At 64.1% G+C, this 22,894-nt stretch carries 20 protein-coding genes; all 20 read right to left on the bottom strand.

Translation table 11 applies throughout. The features are described 5' to 3' along the window. Window positions 1–6 precede the first annotated feature (6 nt). The 20 genes from G4D79_RS22460 to G4D79_RS22555 all read right to left on the bottom strand — a co-directional run bounded on the left by G4D79_RS22460 (window position 7) and on the right by G4D79_RS22555 (window position 22,886). Complete coding sequence (locus G4D79_RS22460; protein WP_003939023.1) at window positions 7–249, bottom strand: RNA-binding protein; 243 nt, start codon at window positions 247–249, stop codon at window positions 7–9. Continuing rightward, a complete protein-coding gene (gene rpsP, locus G4D79_RS22465) occupies window positions 246–716 on the bottom strand; it encodes a 30S ribosomal protein S16 (RefSeq protein ID WP_003942818.1) in 471 nt (156 codons plus the stop codon). Before rpsP ends, G4D79_RS22460 begins: the two co-directional genes overlap by 4 nt. 209 nt (window positions 717–925) lie before the next feature. Next, entirely contained in the window at window positions 926–2,008 is a 1,083-nt protein-coding gene (locus G4D79_RS22470; protein WP_058038619.1) for an amidohydrolase family protein, read from the bottom strand. 3 nt (window positions 2,009–2,011) lie between these two features. Then, the gene (ffh, locus tag G4D79_RS22475; RefSeq protein ID WP_081557714.1) at window positions 2,012–3,589 is read right to left on the bottom strand and encodes a signal recognition particle protein; all 1,578 of its coding nucleotides are present in this window, start codon (window positions 3,587–3,589) and stop codon (window positions 2,012–2,014) included. Window positions 3,590–3,704: 115 nt separating this feature from the next. Further along, window positions 3,705–6,212 (bottom strand): [protein-PII] uridylyltransferase, encoded by a 2,508-nt coding sequence (locus G4D79_RS22480; protein ID WP_003942689.1) that lies wholly within the window; start codon window positions 6,210–6,212, stop codon window positions 3,705–3,707. Further along, a complete protein-coding gene (locus G4D79_RS22485; RefSeq protein WP_003942772.1) occupies window positions 6,202–6,540 on the bottom strand; it encodes a P-II family nitrogen regulator in 339 nt (112 codons plus the stop codon). Before G4D79_RS22485 ends, G4D79_RS22480 begins: the two co-directional genes overlap by 11 nt. Before the next feature lie 56 nt (window positions 6,541–6,596). Then, window positions 6,597–7,856: an ammonium transporter gene (locus G4D79_RS22490; protein ID WP_042450902.1), complete on the bottom strand. Its 1,260-nt coding sequence runs from the start codon at window positions 7,854–7,856 to the stop codon at window positions 6,597–6,599. 247 nt (window positions 7,857–8,103) lie between these two features. Next, entirely contained in the window at window positions 8,104–9,564 is a 1,461-nt protein-coding gene (gene ftsY, locus G4D79_RS22495) for a signal recognition particle-docking protein FtsY (protein ID WP_214514400.1), read from the bottom strand. A 42-nt stretch (window positions 9,565–9,606) separates the two neighbouring features. After that, window positions 9,607–13,194, bottom strand: a complete 3,588-nt coding sequence (gene smc, locus G4D79_RS22500) for a chromosome segregation protein SMC (protein WP_214514401.1) — start codon at window positions 13,192–13,194, stop codon at window positions 9,607–9,609. A 26-nt stretch (window positions 13,195–13,220) separates the two neighbouring features. Further along, window positions 13,221–13,505 carry an acylphosphatase gene (locus G4D79_RS22505; protein WP_037130369.1) on the bottom strand — a complete coding sequence of 95 codons (285 nt, stop codon included), beginning with the start codon at window positions 13,503–13,505 and terminating at the stop codon, window positions 13,221–13,223. 5 nt (window positions 13,506–13,510) lie between these two features. After that, entirely contained in the window at window positions 13,511–14,434 is a 924-nt protein-coding gene (locus G4D79_RS22510; protein WP_050656643.1) for an SMP-30/gluconolactonase/LRE family protein, read from the bottom strand. Continuing rightward, a complete protein-coding gene (locus G4D79_RS22515) occupies window positions 14,434–14,886 on the bottom strand; it encodes an OsmC family protein (RefSeq protein WP_003942740.1) in 453 nt (150 codons plus the stop codon). Before G4D79_RS22515 ends, G4D79_RS22510 begins: the two co-directional genes overlap by 1 nt. Window positions 14,887–14,928: 42 nt before the next feature. Beyond that, complete coding sequence (gene mutM / locus G4D79_RS22520; protein ID WP_003942752.1) at window positions 14,929–15,798, bottom strand: bifunctional DNA-formamidopyrimidine glycosylase/DNA-(apurinic or apyrimidinic site) lyase; 870 nt, start codon at window positions 15,796–15,798, stop codon at window positions 14,929–14,931. Window positions 15,799–15,806: 8 nt separating this feature from the next. After that, a complete protein-coding gene (gene rnc, locus G4D79_RS22525) occupies window positions 15,807–16,580 on the bottom strand; it encodes a ribonuclease III (protein WP_003942759.1) in 774 nt (257 codons plus the stop codon). Window positions 16,581–16,599: 19 nt separating this feature from the next. Further along, the gene (gene rpmF / locus G4D79_RS22530) at window positions 16,600–16,782 is read right to left on the bottom strand and encodes a 50S ribosomal protein L32 (protein WP_007729318.1); all 183 of its coding nucleotides are present in this window, start codon (window positions 16,780–16,782) and stop codon (window positions 16,600–16,602) included. Window positions 16,783–16,784: 2 nt separating this feature from the next. Then, on the bottom strand, window positions 16,785–17,345 hold the full coding sequence (locus tag G4D79_RS22535; RefSeq protein ID WP_007729319.1) for a DUF177 domain-containing protein: 561 nt from the start codon (window positions 17,343–17,345) through the stop codon (window positions 16,785–16,787). A gap of 189 nt (window positions 17,346–17,534) precedes the next feature. Next, window positions 17,535–18,296, bottom strand: a complete 762-nt coding sequence (locus G4D79_RS22540; RefSeq protein ID WP_003942696.1) for a DivIVA domain-containing protein — start codon at window positions 18,294–18,296, stop codon at window positions 17,535–17,537. 131 nt (window positions 18,297–18,427) lie between these two features. Then, window positions 18,428–18,922, bottom strand: a complete 495-nt coding sequence (gene coaD, locus G4D79_RS22545; RefSeq protein ID WP_003942776.1) for a pantetheine-phosphate adenylyltransferase — start codon at window positions 18,920–18,922, stop codon at window positions 18,428–18,430. Then, entirely contained in the window at window positions 18,919–19,485 is a 567-nt protein-coding gene (rsmD, locus tag G4D79_RS22550; protein WP_214514402.1) for a 16S rRNA (guanine(966)-N(2))-methyltransferase RsmD, read from the bottom strand. The genes coaD and rsmD overlap by 4 nt, the downstream gene beginning before the upstream one ends. Further along, a complete protein-coding gene (locus G4D79_RS22555; protein ID WP_214514403.1) occupies window positions 19,482–22,886 on the bottom strand; it encodes a pyruvate carboxylase in 3,405 nt (1,134 codons plus the stop codon). Before G4D79_RS22555 ends, rsmD begins: the two co-directional genes overlap by 4 nt. Window positions 22,887–22,894 lie beyond the last annotated feature (8 nt).

The following is a 22,894-nucleotide window of genomic DNA, read 5'->3' on the forward strand; positions in this document are numbered from 1 at the left end:
TGCCGTCTACTGATCGGTGTCGACGACATCAACACGGATACCGCGGCCACCGATGCCGGAGACCAAGGTCCGCAGAGCGGTCGCCGTGCGACCACCCCGACCGATGACCTTGCCGAGATCGTCGGGGTGCACGTGCACCTCGACGGTCCGTCCCCGACGTCCGGTGATCAGCTCGACACGCACATCGTCGGGATTGGCGACGATGCCACGCACGAGATGCTCTACCGCATCAGCGACGACGGCACTCACTTGTCAGCAGCCTCGGCGTCTGCAGCGGGAGCCTCGGCGTCAGCCGCGGTGTCTTCTGCCTTGGCCTCGTCAGCCTTTGCAGCCTTCTTCTTCTTGGGGGTGATTGCTTCTGCAACCGGCTCGTTCTCGGCCTGCGCGAGCGCAGCCTGGAAGAGCTCGAGCTTGGTGGGCTTGGCTTCCTTGACGCGCAGGGTGCCTTCGGTGCCCGGCAGGCCCTTGAACTTCTGCCAGTCACCGGTGATCTTGAGGAGTGCCTCGACGGGCTCGGTGGGCTGTGCGCCCACGGACAGCCAGTACTGAGCGCGCTCGGAATCGATGTCGATCAGCGAGGGCTCTTCCTTGGGGTGGTACTTGCCGATGGTCTCGATCGCACGGCCGTCACGACGGGTGCGCGAGTCGGCGATGACAACGCGGTACTGAGCGTTGCGGATCTTGCCGAGGCGGGTGAGCTTGATTTTGACAGCCACAGCTGCAGTTCTCCTTCAGCGCGCACAACAGTGCTGCGCATGTCACGTGCAATTCAGCGACCCACACGATTTGTGAGCCCGGTTTTGCCTCTATCCTGTGACCGTCGCAGCGGTACGTAACCGGTTGCGACGAACAATGGTCCATTGTGCCAGATGGGTGGGCTCGTTCGGAAACCACCCTGTGCGCGCTTCGAGAGAGCGGGGACTCCCTAACCGCTCACGGGGGTTCCGCGGAGGATCACACGCATCGGCTTCGCGAGCACATCGGGGTTTCCGCGCGGATCTTCGGAATAAACCACCAGGTCGGCGGGCGCTCCTTCTTCGATCCCCTGCGCACCCAACCAACTCCGCGCGTCCCAGCAGCCTGCGCCCAGCGCCTGATGCGCCGTCAAACCGGCAACTTCGAGTTCGGCGATCTCGTCGGCGATCCGCCCGTGCCTGATCGATCCGCCGGCATCCGTTCCGGCATAGATCGGAATCCCGGCCTCGTGAGCGGCACCGATCGTCCGATGTCGACGAGCATGCAGATCCCGCATGTGCGCCGCGTAGATCGGATACCGCGTGGCGGAGTCCGCGATCTCGGGGAAAGTTGCGATGTTGATCAGCGTCGGAACCAAGGCCGTGCCGTGAGCGACCATCAACTCGATGGTTGCGTCCGTCAATCCGGTGCCGTGCTCGATGCAGTCGATGCCGGCGTTGATCAGGCCGGGCAGAGCATCCTCGGCAAAGACGTGAGCGGTGACCCTTGCGCCTTCGGCATGGGCGGCAGCGATGGCCTCGACCAGAATCTCGTCGCTCCACAACGGGGCGAGGTCACCGATGGAACGATCGATCCAGTCCCCGACGAGCTTGACCCAACCGTCACCGGCGCGTGCCTGACGCACCACCTCGGCCGGCAACTGAGATTCGTCGTCCAGGTCGACCGGCAGGCCCGGGATGTACCGCTTCGGTGCTGCGATGTGCTGGCCTGCGCGAATGATCCGCGGCAGATCGAGGCGCTCGTCGATGAACCTGGTGTCGACCGGCGATCCGGCGTCACGAAGCAACAGCACGCCCGCGTCACGTTCGGTCTTCGCCTGCCCCAGCAAGCCGTCGACGGTTTCGCCGCCGCCACCGCCGTAGCGGATACCGACGTGACAGTGCGCATCCACGAGACCCGGTGTGATCCAACCCGATTCGACGATCGTCTCCGCACCGGACACCGGCTCGAAGGAGATCAGCCCGTCGACGATCCACAATTCGATCGGCTCGGCATCGGGCAGACCGATACCCCGCAGATGAAGCGCAGCCACCGACTACTTCTTGGGCAGCTTGAGCTGGGAGAGATCGATGCCTTCCAGTCCGGGCGGCAACTGATCGAGACCCTTGGGCATGTTCGACAGGTCGGGCATACCGGCCGGCATTCCGCCGGGCATACCCGGGAATCCGCCCATGCCGGGGAATCCTCCGCGCATCTTGGGCTGCGTCGGGCCCTTGCCGCCCTTCTTGCCCTTCTTGCCCCTCTTGCTGCGAACCTGCTTACGCGCGCCGGGCATACCCATACGGCCGGCCATGGCAGCCATCATCTTGCGGGCTTCGAAGAAACGGTCCACCAACTGGTTGACGTCGGAAACCTTGACGCCCGAACCGTTCGCGATGCGCAGTCTGCGTGAGGCGTTGATGATCTTCGGATCGTCGCGCTCGGCCGGCGTCATACCGCGGATGATGGCCTGAATGCGATCGAGTTGCTTCTCGTCGACGTTGGCCAGCGCGTCCTTCATGCCGCCGGCACCCGGCAACATACCGAGGAGGTTGCCGATCGGGCCCATCTTGCGGACGGCCATCATCTGATCGAGGAAGTCTTCGAGGGTGAGCTGACCGGAACCGATCTTCGCTGCGGTCGCTTCGGCCTGATCGGCGTCGAAAACCTGCTCGGCCTGCTCGATGAGGCTCAGGACATCGCCCATACCGAGGATCCGGCTGGCCATGCGATCGGGATGGAAGACGTCGAAGTCTTCGAGCTTCTCGCCGGTGGACGCGAAGAGGATCGGCTGGCCGGTGACCTCGCGGACGCTCAGCGCGGCACCACCGCGGGCGTCGCCGTCGAGCTTGGTGAGGACGACACCGGTGATGCCGACTCCCTCACGGAACGCGTCGGCCGTGCTGACCGCGTCCTGACCGATCATGGCGTCGAGGACGAAGATGGTCTCGTCCGGGTTGACGGCGTCACGGATACCGGCGGCCTGCGCCATCAGCTCCGAGTCGATACCGAGGCGACCGGCGGTGTCGACGATCACGACGTCGTAATGCTTGTTGCGTGCTTCTTCGACGCCGGCGCGGGCGACCTCGACGGGGTCGGCTGCGGACACGCCCAGTGCGTTCTCGCCGCCGCCGATGGAGGTACCGGGATGCGGCGCGAAGACTGCCGCGCCCGCACGCTCACCGACGATCTGAAGCTGAGTGACGGCGCCGGGACGCTGAAGGTCACAGGCGACGAGGAGGGGCGTGTGCCCCTGATCCTTGAGCCACTTGGCCAACTTTCCGGCCAGCGTGGTCTTACCGGAACCCTGCAGACCGGCCAACATGATGACCGTCGGCGGAGTCTTGGCGAACTGCAGTCGACGAGTTTCGCCGCCGAGAACCTCGACAAGCTCTTCGTTGACGATCTTGACGACCTGCTGAGCCGGGTTCAGTGCACCCGAGACCTCGGCGCCCTTGGCGCGTTCCTTGATCTTGGCGATGAAGCTGCGCACTACGGGAAGCGCTACGTCGGCCTCGAGCAGGGCAAGGCGGATCTCGCGGGCCGTAGCGTCGATGTCGGCGCCGGACAGACGACCCTTGCCACGCAGATCCTTGAGAGATCCGGTCAATCTGTCGGAAAGGGATTCGAACACCGAGTGCGCTCCTGAAGGTCGTGCGAGTTAGCCGTGGATATTCTCGGGCACCAGCCTAGCCGCTACGCCCGCACCGATCCCAGCCGATGCGGGCGTAACTGCCGAAACCGGTCCGTCAATCCTCTTTCTTCTTGGGTTGTGGCACCGGAACCACCGCCAGCACCGCCTCCTCGACGCGCTCTCGCGCCGCGCGGGTATCGGCCTCACCGAAGTCGAGGCAGAACGCGTCGACCACCGAGGAACCCAAGGTGGCGACCTTCGCCCACCGGATGTCGGCTCCACTGTGTTCGAGTGCTGCGGCCAGTCGGCAGAGCAGGCCGACGCGGTCCTCGGTACGCAATTCGAGGATCGCCTGACCGTCACCGGGCGCGTCGAACCAGATGACCCGCGGTGGCGCCTGCGCATAGAGCACCGGAACCGCGGAATCCTTGTTGGTCTGGATCGGGTCGTCCCACTGCTCTGCCCGTGCCTCCTCGTCCTTCGCGTCGAGAAGTTCGAGCAAATTCAGTTCACCGGCCGAAGCCCGGATCAATTCCTGCCGGAGCAGCACCGCCTGCGGGGGTGTGCCGAACCTCGGCGTCACGACAAACGAGTTGACCGCCGAACCTGCATGCGACCCCAGCGATGCGGAATGCACCCGCAACGACTGCAGCGCCAGAACTCCGGCAGCCCGAGACAGCAGCCCGGGAGCGTCGGGCGCGATGACGGTCACGACGTAGGTGTGCGCATTCTCGGCCGGAACGAGCGAGACGTGAACCCCGCCCTCCTCGGCGATGGCCAATTGCTCGGGAGCGAGTGGATCGGGTTGGGGGAGCTCCTCCCCTGCCATCAGCAAACGACAACGACGCACCAGCTCGCCGATCAACGACGACTTCCAGTCGCCCCAGACACCAGGCCCGGTGGCCAGCGAATCCGCTTCCGCCAACGAATGCAGGAGATCGAGAAGGGTCCCGTCTCCCTCGAGTGCGTCGACCACTCGCTGCACGGTTGCCGGATCGTCGAGGTCGCGACGGGTGGCGGTTTCCGGCAACAGCAAGTGGTATCGCACCATCGCCGTCAACGTCGCGACGTCGGAAGGCCAGAGTCCCAAGCGATTTCCGATCGCGGTGGCCAATTCGGCACCGACGACGCTGTGGTCTCCCCCTCGCCCCTTCCCGATGTCGTGGATCAACGCACCGAGCATGAGCAGATCCGGCCGAGCGACGCGAGTGGTGAATCCGCTTGCATACGCGGCGGTTTCGACCAGGTGCCGATCCACCGTCCACGTGTGGACGGCGTCGCGCGGCGGAAGATCGCGAATGGTCCCCCACTCCGGCAGGAGTCGACCCCAGAGCCCGGTCCGGTCCATCGCCTCGATCACCGGAACCGCACGCGATCCGGAACCCAGCACGACCAAGAGATCGTTGACTGCATTTTTCGGCCACGGCTCACGCAGTTCGGGGGCATTGTCTGCCAAGCGATTGAGCGTCGACGCGGAGATCGGCATGCCGTTGGTGGCCGCCGCTGCCGCGACCCGCATCACCAGACCGGGATCCTTCTTCGGTCTCGCATCGCGCGCCAGAACTACTTCGCCGGCATGCTCGACGACGCCCTCGTCCAGTGGCCGCCGCACCGGCGCGCGACGCAGCCGCGACAAACCACGCCGGGGCAAGGAGTTTCCGGCGGTACGGATACCGACGTCGACCGAATAGCTGATGGTGCGCGCCGATTCGCTGAGAAGGCGGGCCAGATCGAATCGATCACCGATCCGTAGCGCCGCACCGATCTCGTCGGCGTCCTGTGCTCGCAGTTGGTCGCGGGCGCGACCGGCAACGCGGTGAAGTTCGGTGCGCACGTCGAGCAACCGCCTGTGCGCAAGTGCCAGACCGCCGCCGGGCGAGTTGGGTCCCAGCCCCGGCATCCCGTCGGTCAATTGCGCGATGGACAGGGCGTTGAGCAGTTGGACGTCACGCAGCCCGCCACGACCGCTCTTGAGATCCGGTTCGGCGCGATGGGCGATCTCGCCGCTGCGCTCCCACCTCGTACGGGTCTGGGTGATCAATTCGTCGAATCGGCTGCGGATGTCCATGCGCCACTGTCGTCGGACACCACTGATCAACAAGTTGCTCAGCTCCACGTCGCCGGCAATGTGGCGTGCTTCGAGCATTCCGAGTGCTGCCGTCATGTCGGTGGCCGCAACCTGAAGCGCCTGCGGAAGCGTCCGCACGCTGTGGTCGAGTTTGATGTGCGCGTCCCACAGCGGGTACCACAGGCTGTCCGCGACCTGGGCCACGACTGCTGGGTCCATGTCGTCATGCAGCAGAATCAGATCGAGATCGGAATACGGCAGCAGTTCGCGTCGGCCGAGACCACCCACGGCGACGATGGCAAACCCACAATCCGGTTTGATGCCCAGTTCGGTCCCCTTGGTGGTCAACCAGAATTCGTGCAGATCGACCAGTGCATGTCGCAGCGCGGGGGCGTCGAGCCTCCTGTTCTTGACGCCTCCGGTGAGTAGGGCCTTGCGTGCGCGGGCCAGGTCCGCAGCTTCGTCGGATCCCCCTGACGAGACCGGCCCTGGCCCCGTCGCTTTCGCGACGGAACCAGGGCCGAAGTTCTCGGACCCTTTCGGGTCAGAGTGCATCGCCACCGCGTTCCCCGGTGCGAACCCGGATGACCGACTCGACTGGCGAAACCCACACCTTGCCGTCACCGATCTTGCCGGTTCGAGCGGCCTCGACGATCACCTCGACCACCTTGTCCACGGCCGCGTCGTCGACGACGACCTCGACCCGGACCTTGGGTACGAAGTCCACGGAGTACTCCGCGCCTCGGTACACCTCGGTGTGGCCCTTCTGTCGGCCGTAGCCCTGAACTTCGCTGACTGTCATACCCAGCACTCCGGCCTGCTCGAGTCCGGTCTTGACGTCCTCGAGCGTGAACGGCTTGACGATTGCTGTGATCAGCTTCATGTGCTCATCCCTTTCCAAACTCTGAAGTGCCTGAATTCACTTTAATCACGTGCTGATCACGCGAGGTCGTATGCGGTCTCTGCGTGTTCGGTCTCGTCGATGCCGCGTGCCTCGTCCTCGGCCGAGATTCGCCAGCCCAGGGGCTTGAGTGCGAAGCCGATGATCGTCGTCAGAACGCCGGTGAAGACGAGTGCTGCGAGTGCGATCACGATCTGAACCACCAGTTGCTTGTAGTCGCCGCCGTAGAAGAGGCCGGTTGCGGTGCCGAAGAATCCGATACCGATCGTGCCCCACAGGCCGGAGACAAGGTGAACACCGACGACGTCGAGCGAGTCGTCGAAGCCGAAGCGGAACTTCAGGCCGACAGCGAGAGCGGACAGGATGCCGGCTACTGCGCCGAGGAAGATGGAACCGACCGGGTTGAGCGCACCGGCAGCAGGGGTGATGGCGACCAGACCGGCGACCGCACCGGAAGCTGCGCCGAGGCTGGTGGCGTGGCCGTCACGAATACGCTCGGTAGCGAGCCAGGCCAGGACTGCGGCACACGTCGCGGTGGTCGTGTTGACCCAGGCGAGACCGGCGTTACCGTCGGCGGCGAATGCCGAGCCGGCGTTGAAGCCGAACCAACCGAACCAGAGGAGTGCGGCGCCGAGCATCACGAAGGGCAGGTTGTGCGGACGGAAGGCGGTCTTGCCGAAGCCGAGACGCTTGCCGACGATGAGTGCGAGGACCAGACCGGCCATACCCGCGTTGATGTGAACGACTGTGCCACCGGCGAAGTCGATCGGAGCGACGTTGGCGACGGTGACTCCGTCGTCGTTGACCGTGGTGCCGAAGAGCTTTGCCGCGATGCCGTCCTCGGAACCCGAGAGGAGTCCGCCGCCCCACACCATGTGTGCGAGCGGGAAGTAGACGACGGTGACCCAGATACCCGAGAACAGGAGCCAGGTGCCGAACTTGACCCGCTCGGCCAGGGCACCACTGATGAGGGCGGTGGTGATGATCGCGAATGTCACCTGGAACGCGATGTCGATGACGTTGGGGTAGCCCCAGGCGCCGGCGATGAAGTTGCCGTCAGCATCGGTGATGCTGTTCTTGAGGCCGAAGAACTCGAACGGGTTGGCAAAAATGCCCCCGATGTTCTCGGTGCCGTAGGACATCGACCATCCCCACAGAACGTAGATGACGCCGATGACGGCCATGGCCCCGAAGGACATCATCATCATGTTCAGGACGGACTTGGACCGAGACATCCCGCCGTAGAAGAAAGCGAGGCCGGGTGTCATCAGCAAGACCAGAGATGCAGCCATCAGCATCCATGCGGCGTTACCGGAGTTCGCCAACAAATCGTCGGTACTCACTTACTACCTCCTAGTCGCACGTGCCGGGCAGCACGTCGTTAAGGAGAAGAGTGCTGGGCTGGTGTTTCGTCCATGGCGCTGTCGCGTTTCGCAGACGTGAACCAATTGCCCAACTTTGTTGCAAACAGGTTTCGCCAGGGGGTTCTACCGACCCTGTGCGCCTTTTTGGTAGTTCGCGCTACCAAAAAGGCGCACGGGGGCGTCAGCCCAGGAGGGCGTCGACGAACGCACCCGGCTCGAACGGCGCCAGGTCGTCGGCACCTTCACCGAGGCCGACCAACTTCACCGGCACACCCAGTTCATGCTGAACCTGGAAGACGATTCCGCCCTTGGCGGTTCCGTCCAGCTTGGTCAGTACGACGCCGGTGATGTCCACGACCTCCGCGAACACTCGAGCCTGCGCCAATCCGTTCTGGCCGACCGTCGCATCGAGAACCAGCAGAACGTCGTCGACCGAGGCCTTCTTCTCGATAACCCGCTTGACCTTGCCGAGCTCGTCCATCAGACCGGTCTTGGTGTGCAGACGGCCGGCGGTGTCGATCAGGACCACGTCGACGCCGTCCGCGATGCCCCGTGAGACCGCGTCGAAGGCAATCGCAGCGGGATCGCCACCCTCCTTGCCACGAACAACTTCAGCGCCGACACGCTCGGCCCACGTCTGGAGCTGATCGGCGGCGGCGGCGCGGAACGTGTCCGCGGCACCGAGCACGACGCGACGACCGTCGGCGACGAGCACGCGAGCCAGCTTGCCGGTGGTGGTTGTCTTGCCGGTCCCGTTGACGCCGACGACGAGCAGAACAGCCGGGTGATCATCGTGCGGCAATGCGCGGATGGAGCGGTCCAGTTCGGGACGCAGTTCGGCGATCAACACCTCGCGCAGAAGGGCGCGGGCGGCAGCCTCGGTCCGGACGCTGCGGGCCGCCATCTGCTCACGAAGCTTCGTGACGACTTTTTCCGTGGTCGCGGAGCCGAGGTCCGCGATGAGGAGGGTGTCCTCGACTTCTTCCCACGAGTCCTCGTCCAGATCGCCGCCACCGAGCAGACCCAGCAAGCTCTTGCCGACTGCTGACTGCGAGCGGGAAAGGCGCCCGCGCAGTCGGTCCAACCGACCCTCGGTCGGGTCGATCTCGTCCAGCACGCGCGGTGCAGGCTCGACGGGTTCGGGAACGACGACAGGTTCGGGAACGACGACAGGTTCGGGAACGACAGGTTCTTCGACAACAGGTTCTGCTACCGCTGGTTCTTCTACGACCGGCTTCTCGATTACCGGCTCTTCGACAACCGGTTCCTCGACAACAGCGGGTTCTTCGACAACCGGCTCCTCGACAACCGGCTCCTCGACAACGGCCGGCTTCTCCGCAACCGGTTCTTCGACGATCGGTTTTTCGACGACAGGTTCTTCGACGACGGGCGGCTTCTCGGCGACCGGCGGTGTCGGAACCACCGGAGGTGGCGCCGTTGCCGTCGACCCCTGACTGAAGTTGAACCCGCCACCGGCCTTGTAGCCGCCTGACTTGTCCTTCTCGGGGGCGCCGAGCTCCGGCTTCGTCTCGGGCGCCTTCAGCGATACCTGCCCCTTGCGGTAGCGCAGGAATCCGGCAACGAGAACGACGAGTAGTACGGCCGCTACAGCCGCGATGATGATCCAAGCCTGGGTAGTCACCGGCCCATTGTTTCAGGCTCCGACCCGGAAAGTGAGCAGGGCTTACGTCGAGGCCATGTCTTGACCGCGAAGTCGCTGCGAAATCACGGTGGTGATGCCGTCGCCGCGCATGCTGACGCCGTACAACGCATCGGCGATTTCCATCGTCGGTTTCTGGTGAGTGATCACGATCAACTGCGACTTCTCCCGCAATTGTTCGAAGAGTCCGATCAGCCGCCGCAGGTTGGTGTCGTCCAACGCCGCCTCGACTTCGTCCATCACGTAGAACGGGGACGGGCGTGCCCGGAAGATCGCGACCAGCATGGCCACCGCGGTCAACGACTTCTCGCCGCCCGACAGCAACGACAACCGCTTGACCTTCTTACCGGGCGGACGCGCCTCGACTTCGATGCCGGTGGTGAGCATGTCCGAGGGATCGGTGAGGACCAGCCGCCCTTCTCCCCCGGGGAACAATTTCTCGAACACTCCCACGAACTCACGCTCGACGTCGGCATAGGCCTCGGTGAACACCTGCAGTATTCGTGCGTCAACGTCTGCGACCACAGCAAGAAGGTCCTTGCGTGCGGTCTTGACGTCCTCGAGCTGAGTGGAGAGGAAGGTGTACCGCTCCTCGAGAGCTGCGAATTCCTCGAGCGCCAGCGGATTGACCTTGCCGAGGGTGGCGAGGTCCTTCTCGGCTCGCTTGGCGCGCCGTTCCTGAGTCGCGCGGTCGTACGGAAGCGGAGCGGGGGCGGTGACCTGCTCTCCACGCTCCTTGGCCTGCTCGTACTCCTCGATTTCGAGAGCGGTCGGCGGCAGTTCGACCTCGGGTCCGTACTCGGCGATCAGATCGTCGAGGCCGATACCGTACTGATCGAGGATCGACTCCTCGAGTTGTTCGATGCGCAGCGCTGCCTGTGCCTTCGCTACCTCGTCGCGGTGGACGGCGTCGGTGAGCGAAGCGAGTTGTCCGGTCAGTGCTCGGACTATCTCGCGGACCTGATCCAGCTTGGCCGTGCACTCGGTGCGGGCCCGAGCCAACTCGTCGCGGTGAGCAAGAGCCGCGGCGACGACGGTCTCGAGTTCGGCCGCCACGCGCTGTCCCGACTCGGCGACGGCAGCTGCAACTTCCGCAGCGTGCGCTCTGGCGCGCAGAGCCCGCTCGGCGCGAATCCGCGCTTCTCGTTCCGCGGCGGCCGCACGCCGAAGCGAATCGGCCTTTCCGCGTACGGATTCCGCACGCTCTTCGGCGGTGCGCACGGCAAGGCGAGCATCCATTTCGACGATGCGCACTTCGGCGAGCGATGCTGCGGCCATTTCGCGATCGGCAGCGGTCGATTCCGCACCGTGTCCCGGTGCACTGCCGTCGGTTTCGGCGACGCGCAGACGTTCCTCCAGATCCGCGAGCTTTGTCAGCGACTCACCGCGGCCCTCCTCGGCACGCACTCGCTGGGCGGTCAACCGCTCGGATTCCGCGTGGGCGACTCGTGCTGCCTGCCCCAATCTGCCCAACTGCTCGTAGATGGCGGACATGGCAGCGTCCGACTCGTTGAGCGCGGCCAAAGTTTGCTCCGCGGTCTCGCGTCGAGCGGCCTGTTCGGCCAGAGCGCCGGACAGCGCCGCGTCGAGTTCCTCGGATCGGCTCTCCGTTGCCGCCAGTTCCGCTGCTGACGCGTCGATCGCCGCCTGCACCTCGAGCGTGCTCGGTTGCCGATCCGAGCCACCGATCATCCACCCCGAACCGTGCAGATCGCCGGAACGCGTCACTGCGCGAATTCCCTTGTGGTCAGCAACAACTCGAATCGCGTCATCGAGAGTCTCGACCAGGACGACGCCATCGAGGATGGCGGTCAATCCGGCACGCAACTCGTCAGGGCAGTCGATGACGTCGACGGCCGGACGACTACCCGGCGCGATCTCGGCCTCGCGCTTGATCGCCGGTTCACCGCTCACGATCAGTGATGCACGTCCACCGTCCTGATCGGCCAGTGCTGTGACAGCGGAGCGAGCAGAGTCCAGCGACTGCGCCACGACGGCGTCCGCCGCCGGCCCCATCGCGGCAGCGATCGCGGCCTCGTAGCCGGGTTCGACGTGAATCAATCCGACCAGCGAGGTGATGCCGTCGTCGCCGCGGTGTTCGAGCAGCCAGCCGCCACCGTCCTTGCGCTGCAAACCCATCGACAGTGCCTCGATGCGCGCCCGGAGCGAAGCGATGCGTTGCCCGCTCGTCTTTTCTTCCTCACGAAGCTCTTCGACGCGCGCGTCGATCATCTCGAGAGCCTCGATGGCGCGTTCGTGATTGGTATCGAGGCCGACTTCACCGGCGTCGAGGTCCCCGATGCTTTCTTGCACCGTGTCGAACTCGGCCTGTGCGGCATCGCCACGCAGACGAGCCTCGTCGATCGCCTCGGTCAGCCGAGACACTTCCGCGTCGACGGATTCGACGCGGGTACGCAGAGTGTCGACCTGACCGGAGAGTCGAGCAAGACCTTCACGGCGGTCAGCGACGGCACGAACTTCCGCCATGTGCGCCCGTTCCGCTTCTGCTGCAGCATCTTCGGTGGCTGCGAGCTGGTCCCGAGCAGCTTCCGACGCCGCTCGCGCGATTTCGACGCCTTCGAGGAGTTCGGCCTCCTCGGCAGCAAGACGTTCGGCGCGCGCCTCCATCTCGTCCGGGTCCTGGCCGCGGTTGCCGACAGGTTCGGAGTCGAGATGACGCGCACGCTCGCGGGCGATGCGCACGGTGGCGTTGACGCGTTCGGCAAGCGCGGAAAGCTGGAACCAACTCTGCGCAGCGGCTTCCGATCCCGGAGTCAGACGAGCGAGAGCTTGCTCCTGGCGCCCGAGTTCGAGGTTGGCCTCGTCGAGCGCAGCCGCCACCTGGTTGTGCTGTTCACGGGCCGCTTTCTCGTCCTGCGCCTGGTCGTTCAACTGGTTTCGACGGGTCACCAGATCGTCAGCGGCCAGACGCATCTTTGCATCACGCAGGTCAGCCTGGACCGTCTGTGCTCGCCGAGCAACCTCGGCTTGGCGTCCCAGCGGTTTGAGTTGCCGACGCAGTTCCGCGGTGAGGTCACTGAGGCGAGCGAGATTGGCCTGCATGGAATCGAGTTTGCGCATCGCTTTTTCCTTGCGGCGGCGATGTTTGAGGACTCCCGCGGCTTCTTCGATGAAGGCGCGTCGATCTTCGGGACGGGATTCGAGGATCGCGGCGAGCCGTCCCTGCCCGACGATGACATGCATTTCGCGGCCGATGCCGGAGTCGCTGAGCAGTTCCTGGACGTCCATCAGACGGCAGGACGAGCCGTTGATCTCGTACTCCCCCGCGCCGTCGCGGAACATGCGGCGCGTGATCGACACCTCGGAGTACTCGATCGGGAGCGCCCCGTCGGCGTTGTCGATGGTCAAGGTCACCTCGGCGCGGCCCAGCGGCGCGCGGCCGGAGGTGCCGGCAAAGATGACATCGTCCATCTTGCCGCCGCGCAGGGCCTTGGCGCCCTGCTCGCCCATCACCCAGGTCAACGCATCGACGACGTTGGATTTACCCGAGCCGTTCGGGCCGACCACACAGGTAATTCCCGGCTCGAACCGAAGAGTCGTTGCCGACGCAAAGGATTTGAATCCCTTGAGTGTCAGACTCTTGAGGTGCATGGGGGGAAACTTTACCGCCAAACAGGTCAGCGTTCGACGAACCCTGTCAGGTCGCCCCTGGCGGTGTCCCAGCTGTCGACCACGAGATCCACCGAGCCTGGGGTAGTACCCGAGCGCAGCAGCTCCACCAATCGCTCCAGCTGCGTGCGTTCGCCCTCCGCCACGACGAGCACTCGACCGTCACGCTGATTGGACGCATATCCGATCAATCCGAGTTCGAGTGCGCGGGCCCTGGTCCACCACCGGAACCCGACGCCTTGAACGTATCCGTGAACCCACGCCGTCAACCGCACAGGCGCTGCTTCAGCCATGACGCTCAGCCCGCCACACGTTCGAGACGGTGAACGTCACCCAGGAATCCGGTGGTGTAGAGCGCGTTGGGATCCCAGCCCGGTCCGGCGCCGAACTTGACCGCAGATGTGAACGGCAGACCCGAGGCGATCTCACACGAAGATCCCGAATCCGGATCGACGCGAACAACTTTGCCGCCTGCATTGAATGCGACGTACAACGCGCCGTCCGGTCCGACGGTCAGATCGTCCGCCATGTTTGCCGGACCGAACCCGGGGAGCGTGATCGTTCGCACCGGCCCGCCCAGATCGTTTGCGTCGAGGATGTGGACGGCGGTGACCATGTCGAAGGTCGTGCTCACGTAGATCGTCGAACCGGAGCGTGCGAGGCCGTCGACGGTGCCGAGGTCTTCACGAACGATCGAACTGCTTCCGTCACTGTTGACGACCGTGAGCCCCGGCCTGGTGAGTGTGCGGGCAGTGAGGAAACGGTTATCGTCCAGCTGCACAAGCCCGTTCGGCATCACCAGACCGTCGGCGATCGTTGTCACCGACCCATCTGCGACATCGACCTTGCGGAGGCTGCCGTCGGCGATTCCGAACAGTCCCGAGACAGTCGAGTTGCCCGTGGTGAAGTACACGGATCCCTCACGCGCGACCAGACCGCCAGGTCCGGTGACGTCACCGACCAAAGTTGTCCGTGTTCCGTCCGGCGCTACTTTCAGCAGTGCACCCGGCCCGATCAGAGCCGACTGCGACAACACCATCGATCCGTTGCCGTCGAATTCGAGGTTCTCGAGCATTCCGGCACCAGTCGCCACGACGCTCGACGTCCATGTGCCGCAACCACCGTCCGAGCCGTCGGCCGGGACCGAGGCCTGTGCCGGAGCACTCAGCGCCACAACGGAACCCAGTGCGATCGCAGCGACAACGCTGCCGGCGCGGAACATCAGGCTTCCGTGTCGAACGACAGAGTGACCTTGGTTCCGGCCTTGAGCGTGCGCCCGACCGTGCATACCTTGTCCACGGAACGCTCGACGAGAGTGATGAGGCGCTGCTGTGCCTCGGCATCCAACTCGCTGAGATCGAGCTCGAGGACCTCGTCGAGCTGCGGATAGACTTCGTTTTCACGATCGGCGGCTCCGGACACTCGGACCGTCGCGTCGTAGTTGTCACCGAGCCGGCGCGAGATCGGGAAGTCGGAGCTCATCCCCGTGCATGCGGCCAGTGCAATTTTGAGGAGTTCGCCGGGCGTGAAGACTCCTGGCACCGATTCGGAGCCGATGAGAACCTCTGCGCCGCGCGAACTCTTGCCGGTGTAGAGGCGGGTTCCGGTTCGTTCGACCCAAAGCTCCGTGTGAGCCGGGGCGGTTGCAGTGGTGTCGGGAGTCTGTTCAGCCATGACGCAATCTTGCCACTCCGCCGAACCGAAGGAGCGGGAGACCTAGGCGATTCGCCGTGCCCTCGGGGTCGGCTGGCACCGCGGGCAACTGAACGACGATCGATTCATGAACTTCTCACGCTTGATCGGCGCGCCGCATCGCGGGCACGGGAGATTTTCCTGCCCGTACGCCGACAGCGACCGGTCGAAGTAGCCCGATTCCCCGTTGACGTTCACGTACAGCGCGTCGAAGGACGTACCGCCCTGATCGAGCGCTTCACCCATCACCGAGTGTGCCGCGGTCAACAGTTCTCGAAGTTTGGGCCTGGTAAGCGTTTCGGCGATGCGGTTGCCGTGAATCTTGGCGCGCCACAATGATTCGTCGGCGTAGATGTTTCCGATTCCGGAGACCACCGTCTGGTCGAGAATCGCGCGCTTGATCTCGGTGTGCTTGCCCCGCAGGACTTTCACGACGGATTCGAGATCGAACGCCGCATCCATGGGATCGCGAGCGATGTGCGCCACCGACTCGGGCAGCATCGTTCCGTCGACCTCGACGAGGGGTGAAATCGACCAGCCACCGAAGGTCCGCTGATCGACGAATCGAAGATCGGCCCCGGAATCGAGGGCCAACCGAATGCGTAGGTGCTTTTCCCAGTCGACTGTCGGGGGTTGGACCAGCATCTGTCCGCTCATCCCGAGATGAACCACCAGTCCGACACCGGCAGGCTCGAGAACCAGCCACAGGTACTTGCCGCGACGCTCTGCCGAAGCGATGGTCTGCCCGGTGAGTTGGCCGATCAAGTCCTCGGAACCGAGAATGTGGCGCCTGATCGCGCGGGGATGGAGTACCTCGACGGCCTCGATCGCCGCACCTACAGCATGAGACTGTAGGCCGCGGCGAACGACTTCGACTTCGGGAAGCTCAGGCAAGAGTGAACTCAGCCGGCAAGATCAGGCGTGTCGTCAGCAGCGACTGCGGTAGCAGCGGCATTCTCCGACATCGTCTTCCATGCCGAACTTGCTGCCTTCTGCTCGGCTTCCTTCTTGGAACGACCGACACCGACACCCAAGGGTTTGCCACTGATGAGAACGGTGGCCGTGAATTCCTTGTCGTGATCGGGTCCGGTGGCGGTGATCTCGTAAACGGGAACTCCGGCACCGTGTTCTGCGGTCAGTTCCTGCAGACTCGTCTTCCAATCCAGACCCGCGCCCAGAAGCGGTGCGCGAGTGAGGAGATCGTCGAACAGATCGAGGACGACGCGTCGCGCAGTCTCGATGCCGTGCTGCAGGTGGATGGCGCCGAGAATCGACTCCATACCGTCGGCGAGAATGGACGGCTTGTCACGGCCGCCCGTCATTTCCTCGCCCTTACCCAGCAGCAGGTGTGCTCCGAGTCCACCTTCACCCAGAGTCCTGGCAACCTCGGCGAGTGCATGCATGTTGACCACGCTGGCACGGATCTTCGCCAGATCACCTTCGGATTTGTCCGGGTGGGACAGGTAGAGATTTTCGGTCACCGTGACGCCGAGAACGGAATCCCCGAGGAACTCGAGGCGCTCGTTCGTGGGCAGTCCGCCGTTCTCGTACGCGTACGAGCGGTGCGTGAGAGCCAGGGTCAGAAGACCGGGCTCTATATCTACGCCGACAGCGGCGAGGAGCTTGTCGTGATTACCCTCGCCGCCGGCGGCTGAAACTGTATTTTCGCTCGTCATAGTCTTTCTCCGGGGAGAACTAGACAGCAGCGGTTACCTGGCGGCCCTTGTAAGTACCGCATGACGGGCATGCGATGTGGGGAAGGGTCTGCTCGCCACAGCCACGGTTGGGGCAGGTAACGAGGGTGGGCACAGTGGTCTTCCACTGGCTACGACGCGACCGCGTGTTGGATCGCGACATTTTGCGCTTGGGGACAGCCACTTCTACTTCTCCTCGGCTTCGGTGATCACAAGATTTTCGCTGGTGTTTGATTCCACGCCAAATTTGGCCGCGAGACCAGCCCAGCGAGGATCAAGTATGTCATGCCCATGCCCAGATTCCGCAATCGCCAGGCGAATGCCACATTCTGAGCACAATCCCAGGCAATCGTCACTGCACAGAGGCTGGAGCGGAAGCGCCAGCCCGACTGCATCGACGATGACCGGTTCGAGGTCGATTTCGTCGTCTTCGACCGCGTAGACCTCTCCCTCTTCCGTCGTCTCCTCGGTGGTGCTGTCCGGGTAAGCGAACAACTCCGTGAGATAGATGTCCACGGTGTCGGTGAAAGGTTCAAGGCACCGCGAGCATTCACCCTTGGTGGGTGCGTGCACGTTTCCGGTGACGAGAACGCCTTCGGACACTGCTTCGAGACGAAGATCGAGATCTATGTCCGCGCCCGCTTCGATCGCGATCAGATCGAGACCGATACGGTTCGGGGACTGAATTGTTCTCTCGACGGTACGCATCGACCCTGGACGACGACCGAGCTTGACCGTGTCCAGCAAAAATCCCGCATCACTTGACTGATGCGACGAACTACGACGATGCGTTGACAAAGAGAACTCACCTAACTGTTGAAACTGGTATGGGCAACCACTCCACAATACGGCAGCTACAAGGCAAATCCCAATTCGATCCACGAAAAAGTGGGCCGCCCCATATCGGACGACCCACCCTCGACTGACTTGTCTGCTCTATCGGCGCCGCTCGGAACGACGATCGTCGTCCTGGTAGTCGGGAACCCCCGAACCCGTTCGAAGCTGTTGACGACCACGCCCGACCGATCGAACCGTTCCGGTGAGGAACTCTTCGAACTCGGCCAACTTGGTGTCCACGTACAGGTCACACTCCGAACGCATCCTGTCGGACTCGGCATGAGCGGCGTCGATCACTCGCGCGGATTCCGCGTGAGCTGACTGGACAACCTCGGTCTGCGACACCAGACGAGCCTGCTCCGCCGTTCCCTCCGCCACCGAATGTTCGTACGAGGCCTGGCCGGACTCGATCATCCGATCGGCCTCGGCACGCGCCCGTCCGGTGACGGCCTCGTACTCACGACGGCCGTCGGTGACGGTCCGTTCCGCTTCTGCTTCGGCGTCCTCGACCAACTGATCGGCGTGCGCACGCGCTTCGGCAACCATGCGATCGGCCTGAGCCTTGGCATCGGACAGAATCCGGTCGGCGTCGTCGCGTGCGTTCTCCACAGTCGAGGTTGCCTCGGCATTGGCGCTGCTGACCGTCTTCTCGGCGTTTGCTCGCGCGTCACCGACCAATTTGTCGCGATGATCGAGGACGTCCTGAGCGTCGTCCAGCTCGCTCGGAATTGCGTCCCGGACGTCGTCGAGTAGCTCGAGTACGTCACCGCGAGGCACAACACACCCTGCGGTCATGGGAACACCGCGCGCCTCTTCGACAATTGCGACCAGTTCGTCCAGTGCCTCGAATACGCGGTACACAAGCAACCCCAATCTCTACCGGCCGAAATCGGCCCACATCGTCACCGGTCCACTCGGACCTGTGCCCGTTCCTGTCCAAGTTTGCCGGAAGAACGGCCAACGGGGTGTCGTCGTGGTCGGTGTGTCGGGGATCAGCTGTTTTCGGCTGCTCGCTCGGCGATACGTGCGAGTAGCCGAGAATGCACTTTGGCCGGCAACATGTCGGAGACGTCGCCGCCGAAAGTCGCGACTTCCTTCACCAGAGAACTCGACAGGTAGCTGTACGTCGGATTCGTGGCGACGAACAGTGTGTCGACGCCCGTGAGCTTCTGATTCATCTGAGCCATCTGCAGCTCGTAATCGAAGTCGTTCGCGCCGCGCAGACCCTTGACGATCGCGCTGAGACCTTCTTGTTTCGCGTAGTCGACCAACAATCCGTGCCACGACGTGACGCGAACGTTGGGCAGGTGACTCGTCGCGTCTTCGAGCATCTCGATCCGCTCGTCGATCGTGAACATGCCACGCTTGCTCTTGTTGATCAGCACGGTGACCACGACCTCGTCGAATTGCGCAGCAACTCTTCCGATTACGTCGAGGTGACCGTTGGTCACAGGGTCGAAGGATCCGGGGCAGACGGCGCCAGTCATGAGTCCAGACCGTAGCAGGTGGCCAGCTCGATGCGGGCTTCACCGTAGTTCTTGGCCTTGATCGGCTCGTAGCCCTGAGGCCACACGGTCTCCGGCGAGCGCGACGATCGTTCGAGTACCACGATCGTGCCCTCCCCCACCCATTTGTTGGTCTGCAGATCGGTGAGCATGGACACGACGGCCTCGTCGGTCACCGCATACGGTGGGTCCGCGATCACGATGTCGTATTCACGCGCGCTCGGACCCGAGACCACGGCCGCAACCGGAGCTGCGCGAACCGTCGCCCCAGGCAACGCGACAGTGCCGATGTTCGCCTTGATGACGGCAGCAGCCTTGGCATCCGATTCCACGAGAACAACGTGCTCGGCTCCCCGCGAGAGCGCCTCGAGGCCGAGAGCACCCGAACCCGCAAAGAGGTCGAGAACCGCGCACCCTTCGAGATCGATGCGCGCTTCGAGAGCACTGAACAGCGCCTCACGAACCCGATCCGACGTCGGACGGGTGCCGCTCGGCGGGACTCGCAGGCGTCGACCGCCCGCGAGTCCCGAGATGATGCGTGTCACTCTGCGGCGCTCTCCCCCGTCGAGACGACTACCAGCAGGTCTCCGCCCTCGACCTGTTGGACGGCGCTGATCGCGATCCGAGAGACGACGCCGGTGCGCGGCGAGGTGATCGCCGCTTCCATCTTCATTGCTTCGATCGTGGCCACGGTGTCGCCGGCCTCGATCTTCTGGCCTTCCTTCACCGCGAGCGTCACGACGCCCGCGAACGGTGCCGCCACGTGGCCCGGGTTGTTCTTGTCGGCCTTCTCCGCCACCGGTACGTCACTGGCAATGGAGCGATCGCGGATCGAGACCGGGCGCAATTGGCCGTTCAGGATGCACATGACAGTGCGGTAGCCGCGCTCGTCGGGCTCGGAGATCGCTTCGAGACCGATGATCAGCTCTACGCCGGGAGCCAACTCGACGCGGTGTTCGTCGCCGCGCCGCAAACCGTAGAAGAACTGGTTCGCCGAAAGCCGCGACGTGTCACCGTACTTCTCGCGGTGTTCGAGGAATTCCTTTGTCGGGCCGGGGAACAGCAGACGATTCAGCGTCGCCTGACGGTCCTTCGACGAGCCCTCGAGCAGCACCTCGTCCTCAGCGGACAACGTCGCTTCGGGCTTGGCCTGGCCACGTCCTTCGAGTGCCTTGCTGCGGAACGGTTCCGGCCAACCACCGGGAGGCGTACCGAGTTCACCGCGCAGGAAGCCCACCACGGAGTCGGGAATGTCGAACTTCGCCGGATCTGCGGCAAACTCCTCCGAAGGCACGCCGGCGCCGACAAGGTGGAGGGCGAGGTCGCCGACGACCTTCGACGACGGCGTCACCTTCACGAGATGCCCGAGCATGCGGTCCGCGTCGGCGTACTTGGCTTCGACCTCTTCGAACCGGTCGCCGAGACCGAGAGCAACGGCCTGGGTCCGGAGATTGGAGAGCTGGCCGCCCGGAATCTCGTGCGTGTACACACGTCCCGTCGGCGCCGGCAGTCCGGATTCGAACGGCGCGTACACCTTTCGCAGCGCCTCCCAGTACGGTTCGAGGTCGCACACGTTCTGCAGGTTCAGTCCGGTGTCGAACTCGGAGTGCGCAGCGGCGGCAACGATGGCCGAGAGCGCAGGCTGACTGGTGGTTCCGGCCAGTGCCGCCGAAGCACCGTCGACTGCGTCGGCGCCCGCCTGCCACGCGGCGAAATACGTGGCCAACTGTCCACCGGGGGTGTCATGCGTGTGGACGTGAACCGGAAGATCGAAGTTGCTGCGTAGCGCCGTCACGAGCTTGGTGGCCGCCGGAGCGCGCAGTAGGCCCGCCATGTCCTTGATCGCGAGCACGTGAGCGCCCGCATCGACGATCTCTTCTGCCAACTTCAGGTAGTAGTCGAGCGTGTACAGCGTTTCGTTCGGATCCGACAGATCGCCGGTGTAGCTCAACGCCACCTCGGCGAGAGCCGTTCCGGTCTCACGCACCGCGTCGATGGCAGGGCGCATCTGGTCGACGTTGTTGAGCGCGTCGAAGATTCGGAAGATGTCGATGCCGGTGTCGGTGGCTTCCTGAACGAATGCACGCGTGACCTTTTCGGGATACGGCGTGTAGCCCACCGTGTTTCGACCGCGAAGAAGCATCTGGAGGCAGATGTTGGGAATCGCCTCGCGCAGTGCGGCAAGCCGGTACCACGGATCCTCGTGCAGGAAGCGAAGTCCCACATCGTAGGTCGCGCCGCCCCAGGCTTCGATCGAGAGCAGTTCCGGCGTCAACCGCGCAACGTGCCCGGCAACTCCGAGAAGTCCGCTGGTTCGAACTCGCGTGGCCAACAACGACTGGTGCGCGTCACGGAAGGTGGTGTCGGTGACGCCGACGGCCTTCTGCTCACGCAGTGCCTTCGCGAAACCTTCGGGTCCGAGTTCGAGCAGGCGCTGACGGCTACCGGCAGGAGGGGGTGTCGAAAGATCGATCTTGGGCAGCTTGTCCTGCGGGTACACCGCCGAGGGACGCTCCCCGTGCGGCTTGTTGACAGTCACATCCGCGAGGTAGGTCAGGATCTTCGTGCCGCGGTCTGCCGAAGAACGCAGAGTCAGCAGCTGAGGACGTTCCTCGATGAAGGAGGTTGTCACGCGTCCGGCCCGGAAGTCCGGGTCGTCGAGAACCGCCTGCAGGAACGGAATGTTGGTCGAGACACCACGAATGCGGAACTCGGTGACCGCGCGGCGAGCTCGCGCCACAGCGGCTTCTAGGTCGCGACCGCGACAAGTGAGTTTGACCAGCATGGAATCGAAGTACGCTCCGACCTCGGCGCCGAGTGTGGCGCCACCGTCCAAGCGGATACCGGCTCCGCCCGGGGTGCGGTACGCGGTGATACGGCCGGTGTCCGGGCGGAATCCGTTTGCCGGATCCTCGGTCGTGATGCGGCACTGCAGCGCCGCGCCGCGAAGCTTGATCGTCTCCTGTGACAGACCAAGTTCTGCAAGCGTCGAACCGGACGCGATCTTGAGCTGCGACTGGACCAGGTCCACGTCCGTCACTTCTTCGGTGACGGTGTGCTCGACCTGAATTCGCGGGTTCATCTCGATGAAGACGTGGTTGCCGCGCTTGTCGAGAAGGAACTCGACGGTGCCCGCGCACGTGTATCCGATCTCCTTCGCGAAGGCGACGGCGTCGGCACAGATCTTGGCGCGCAACTCTTCCGAGAGATTGGGCGCCGGAGCGAGCTCGATCACCTTCTGGTGGCGACGTTGCAGCGAGCAGTCACGCTCGAAGAGGTGGATGACGTTGCCCTGCTCGTCGGCGAGGATCTGCACTTCGATGTGCCGGGGGTCGATGACGGCCTGCTCGAGGAAGACCGTCGAATCGCCGAAGGCCGATTCCGCTTCGCGCGCTGCGGCTTCGATCGATTCCTTGAGCTGTGAGCGCTCCGCAACACGGCGCATTCCGCGCCCACCGCCGCCTGCGACAGCCTTGACGAAGAGCGGGAAGGTCATGTCCTCGGCGGCTGCGAGCAACTCGTCGATGTCCGCTGACGGCTCCGAAGACGCGAGCACCGGGAGACCGGCGGCCTTTGCCGCTGCGATGGCCCGAGCCTTGTTTCCGGTCAACTCGAGGATCTCGGCGGACGGGCCGACGAACTTGATGCCTGCCTCGGCACACGCCGCCGACAAGTCCGGGTTCTCGGAGAGGAAGCCGTAACCGGGGTAGATGGCGTCGGCTCCGGCACTCTTGGCGGCGGCGACGATTTCCTCGACCGAGAGATACGCGCGAACGGGGTGACCCTTCTCCCCGATCTGGTAGCTCTCGTCTGCCTTGAGACGGTGGATCGAATTCCGATCCTCGTACGGGAACACCGCGACGGTTCCGGCGCCTAGTTCGTAGGCGGCGCGGAAGGCACGGATCGCAATTTCGCCGCGGTTCGCGACGAGCACTTTGGAGAACATTCGAGAAA

Origin of the sequence: Rhodococcus sp. WY5 (genome assembly GCF_018588185.1) — a bacterium.
GTDB lineage: Bacteria > Actinomycetota > Actinomycetes > Mycobacteriales > Mycobacteriaceae > Rhodococcus_F > Rhodococcus_F qingshengii.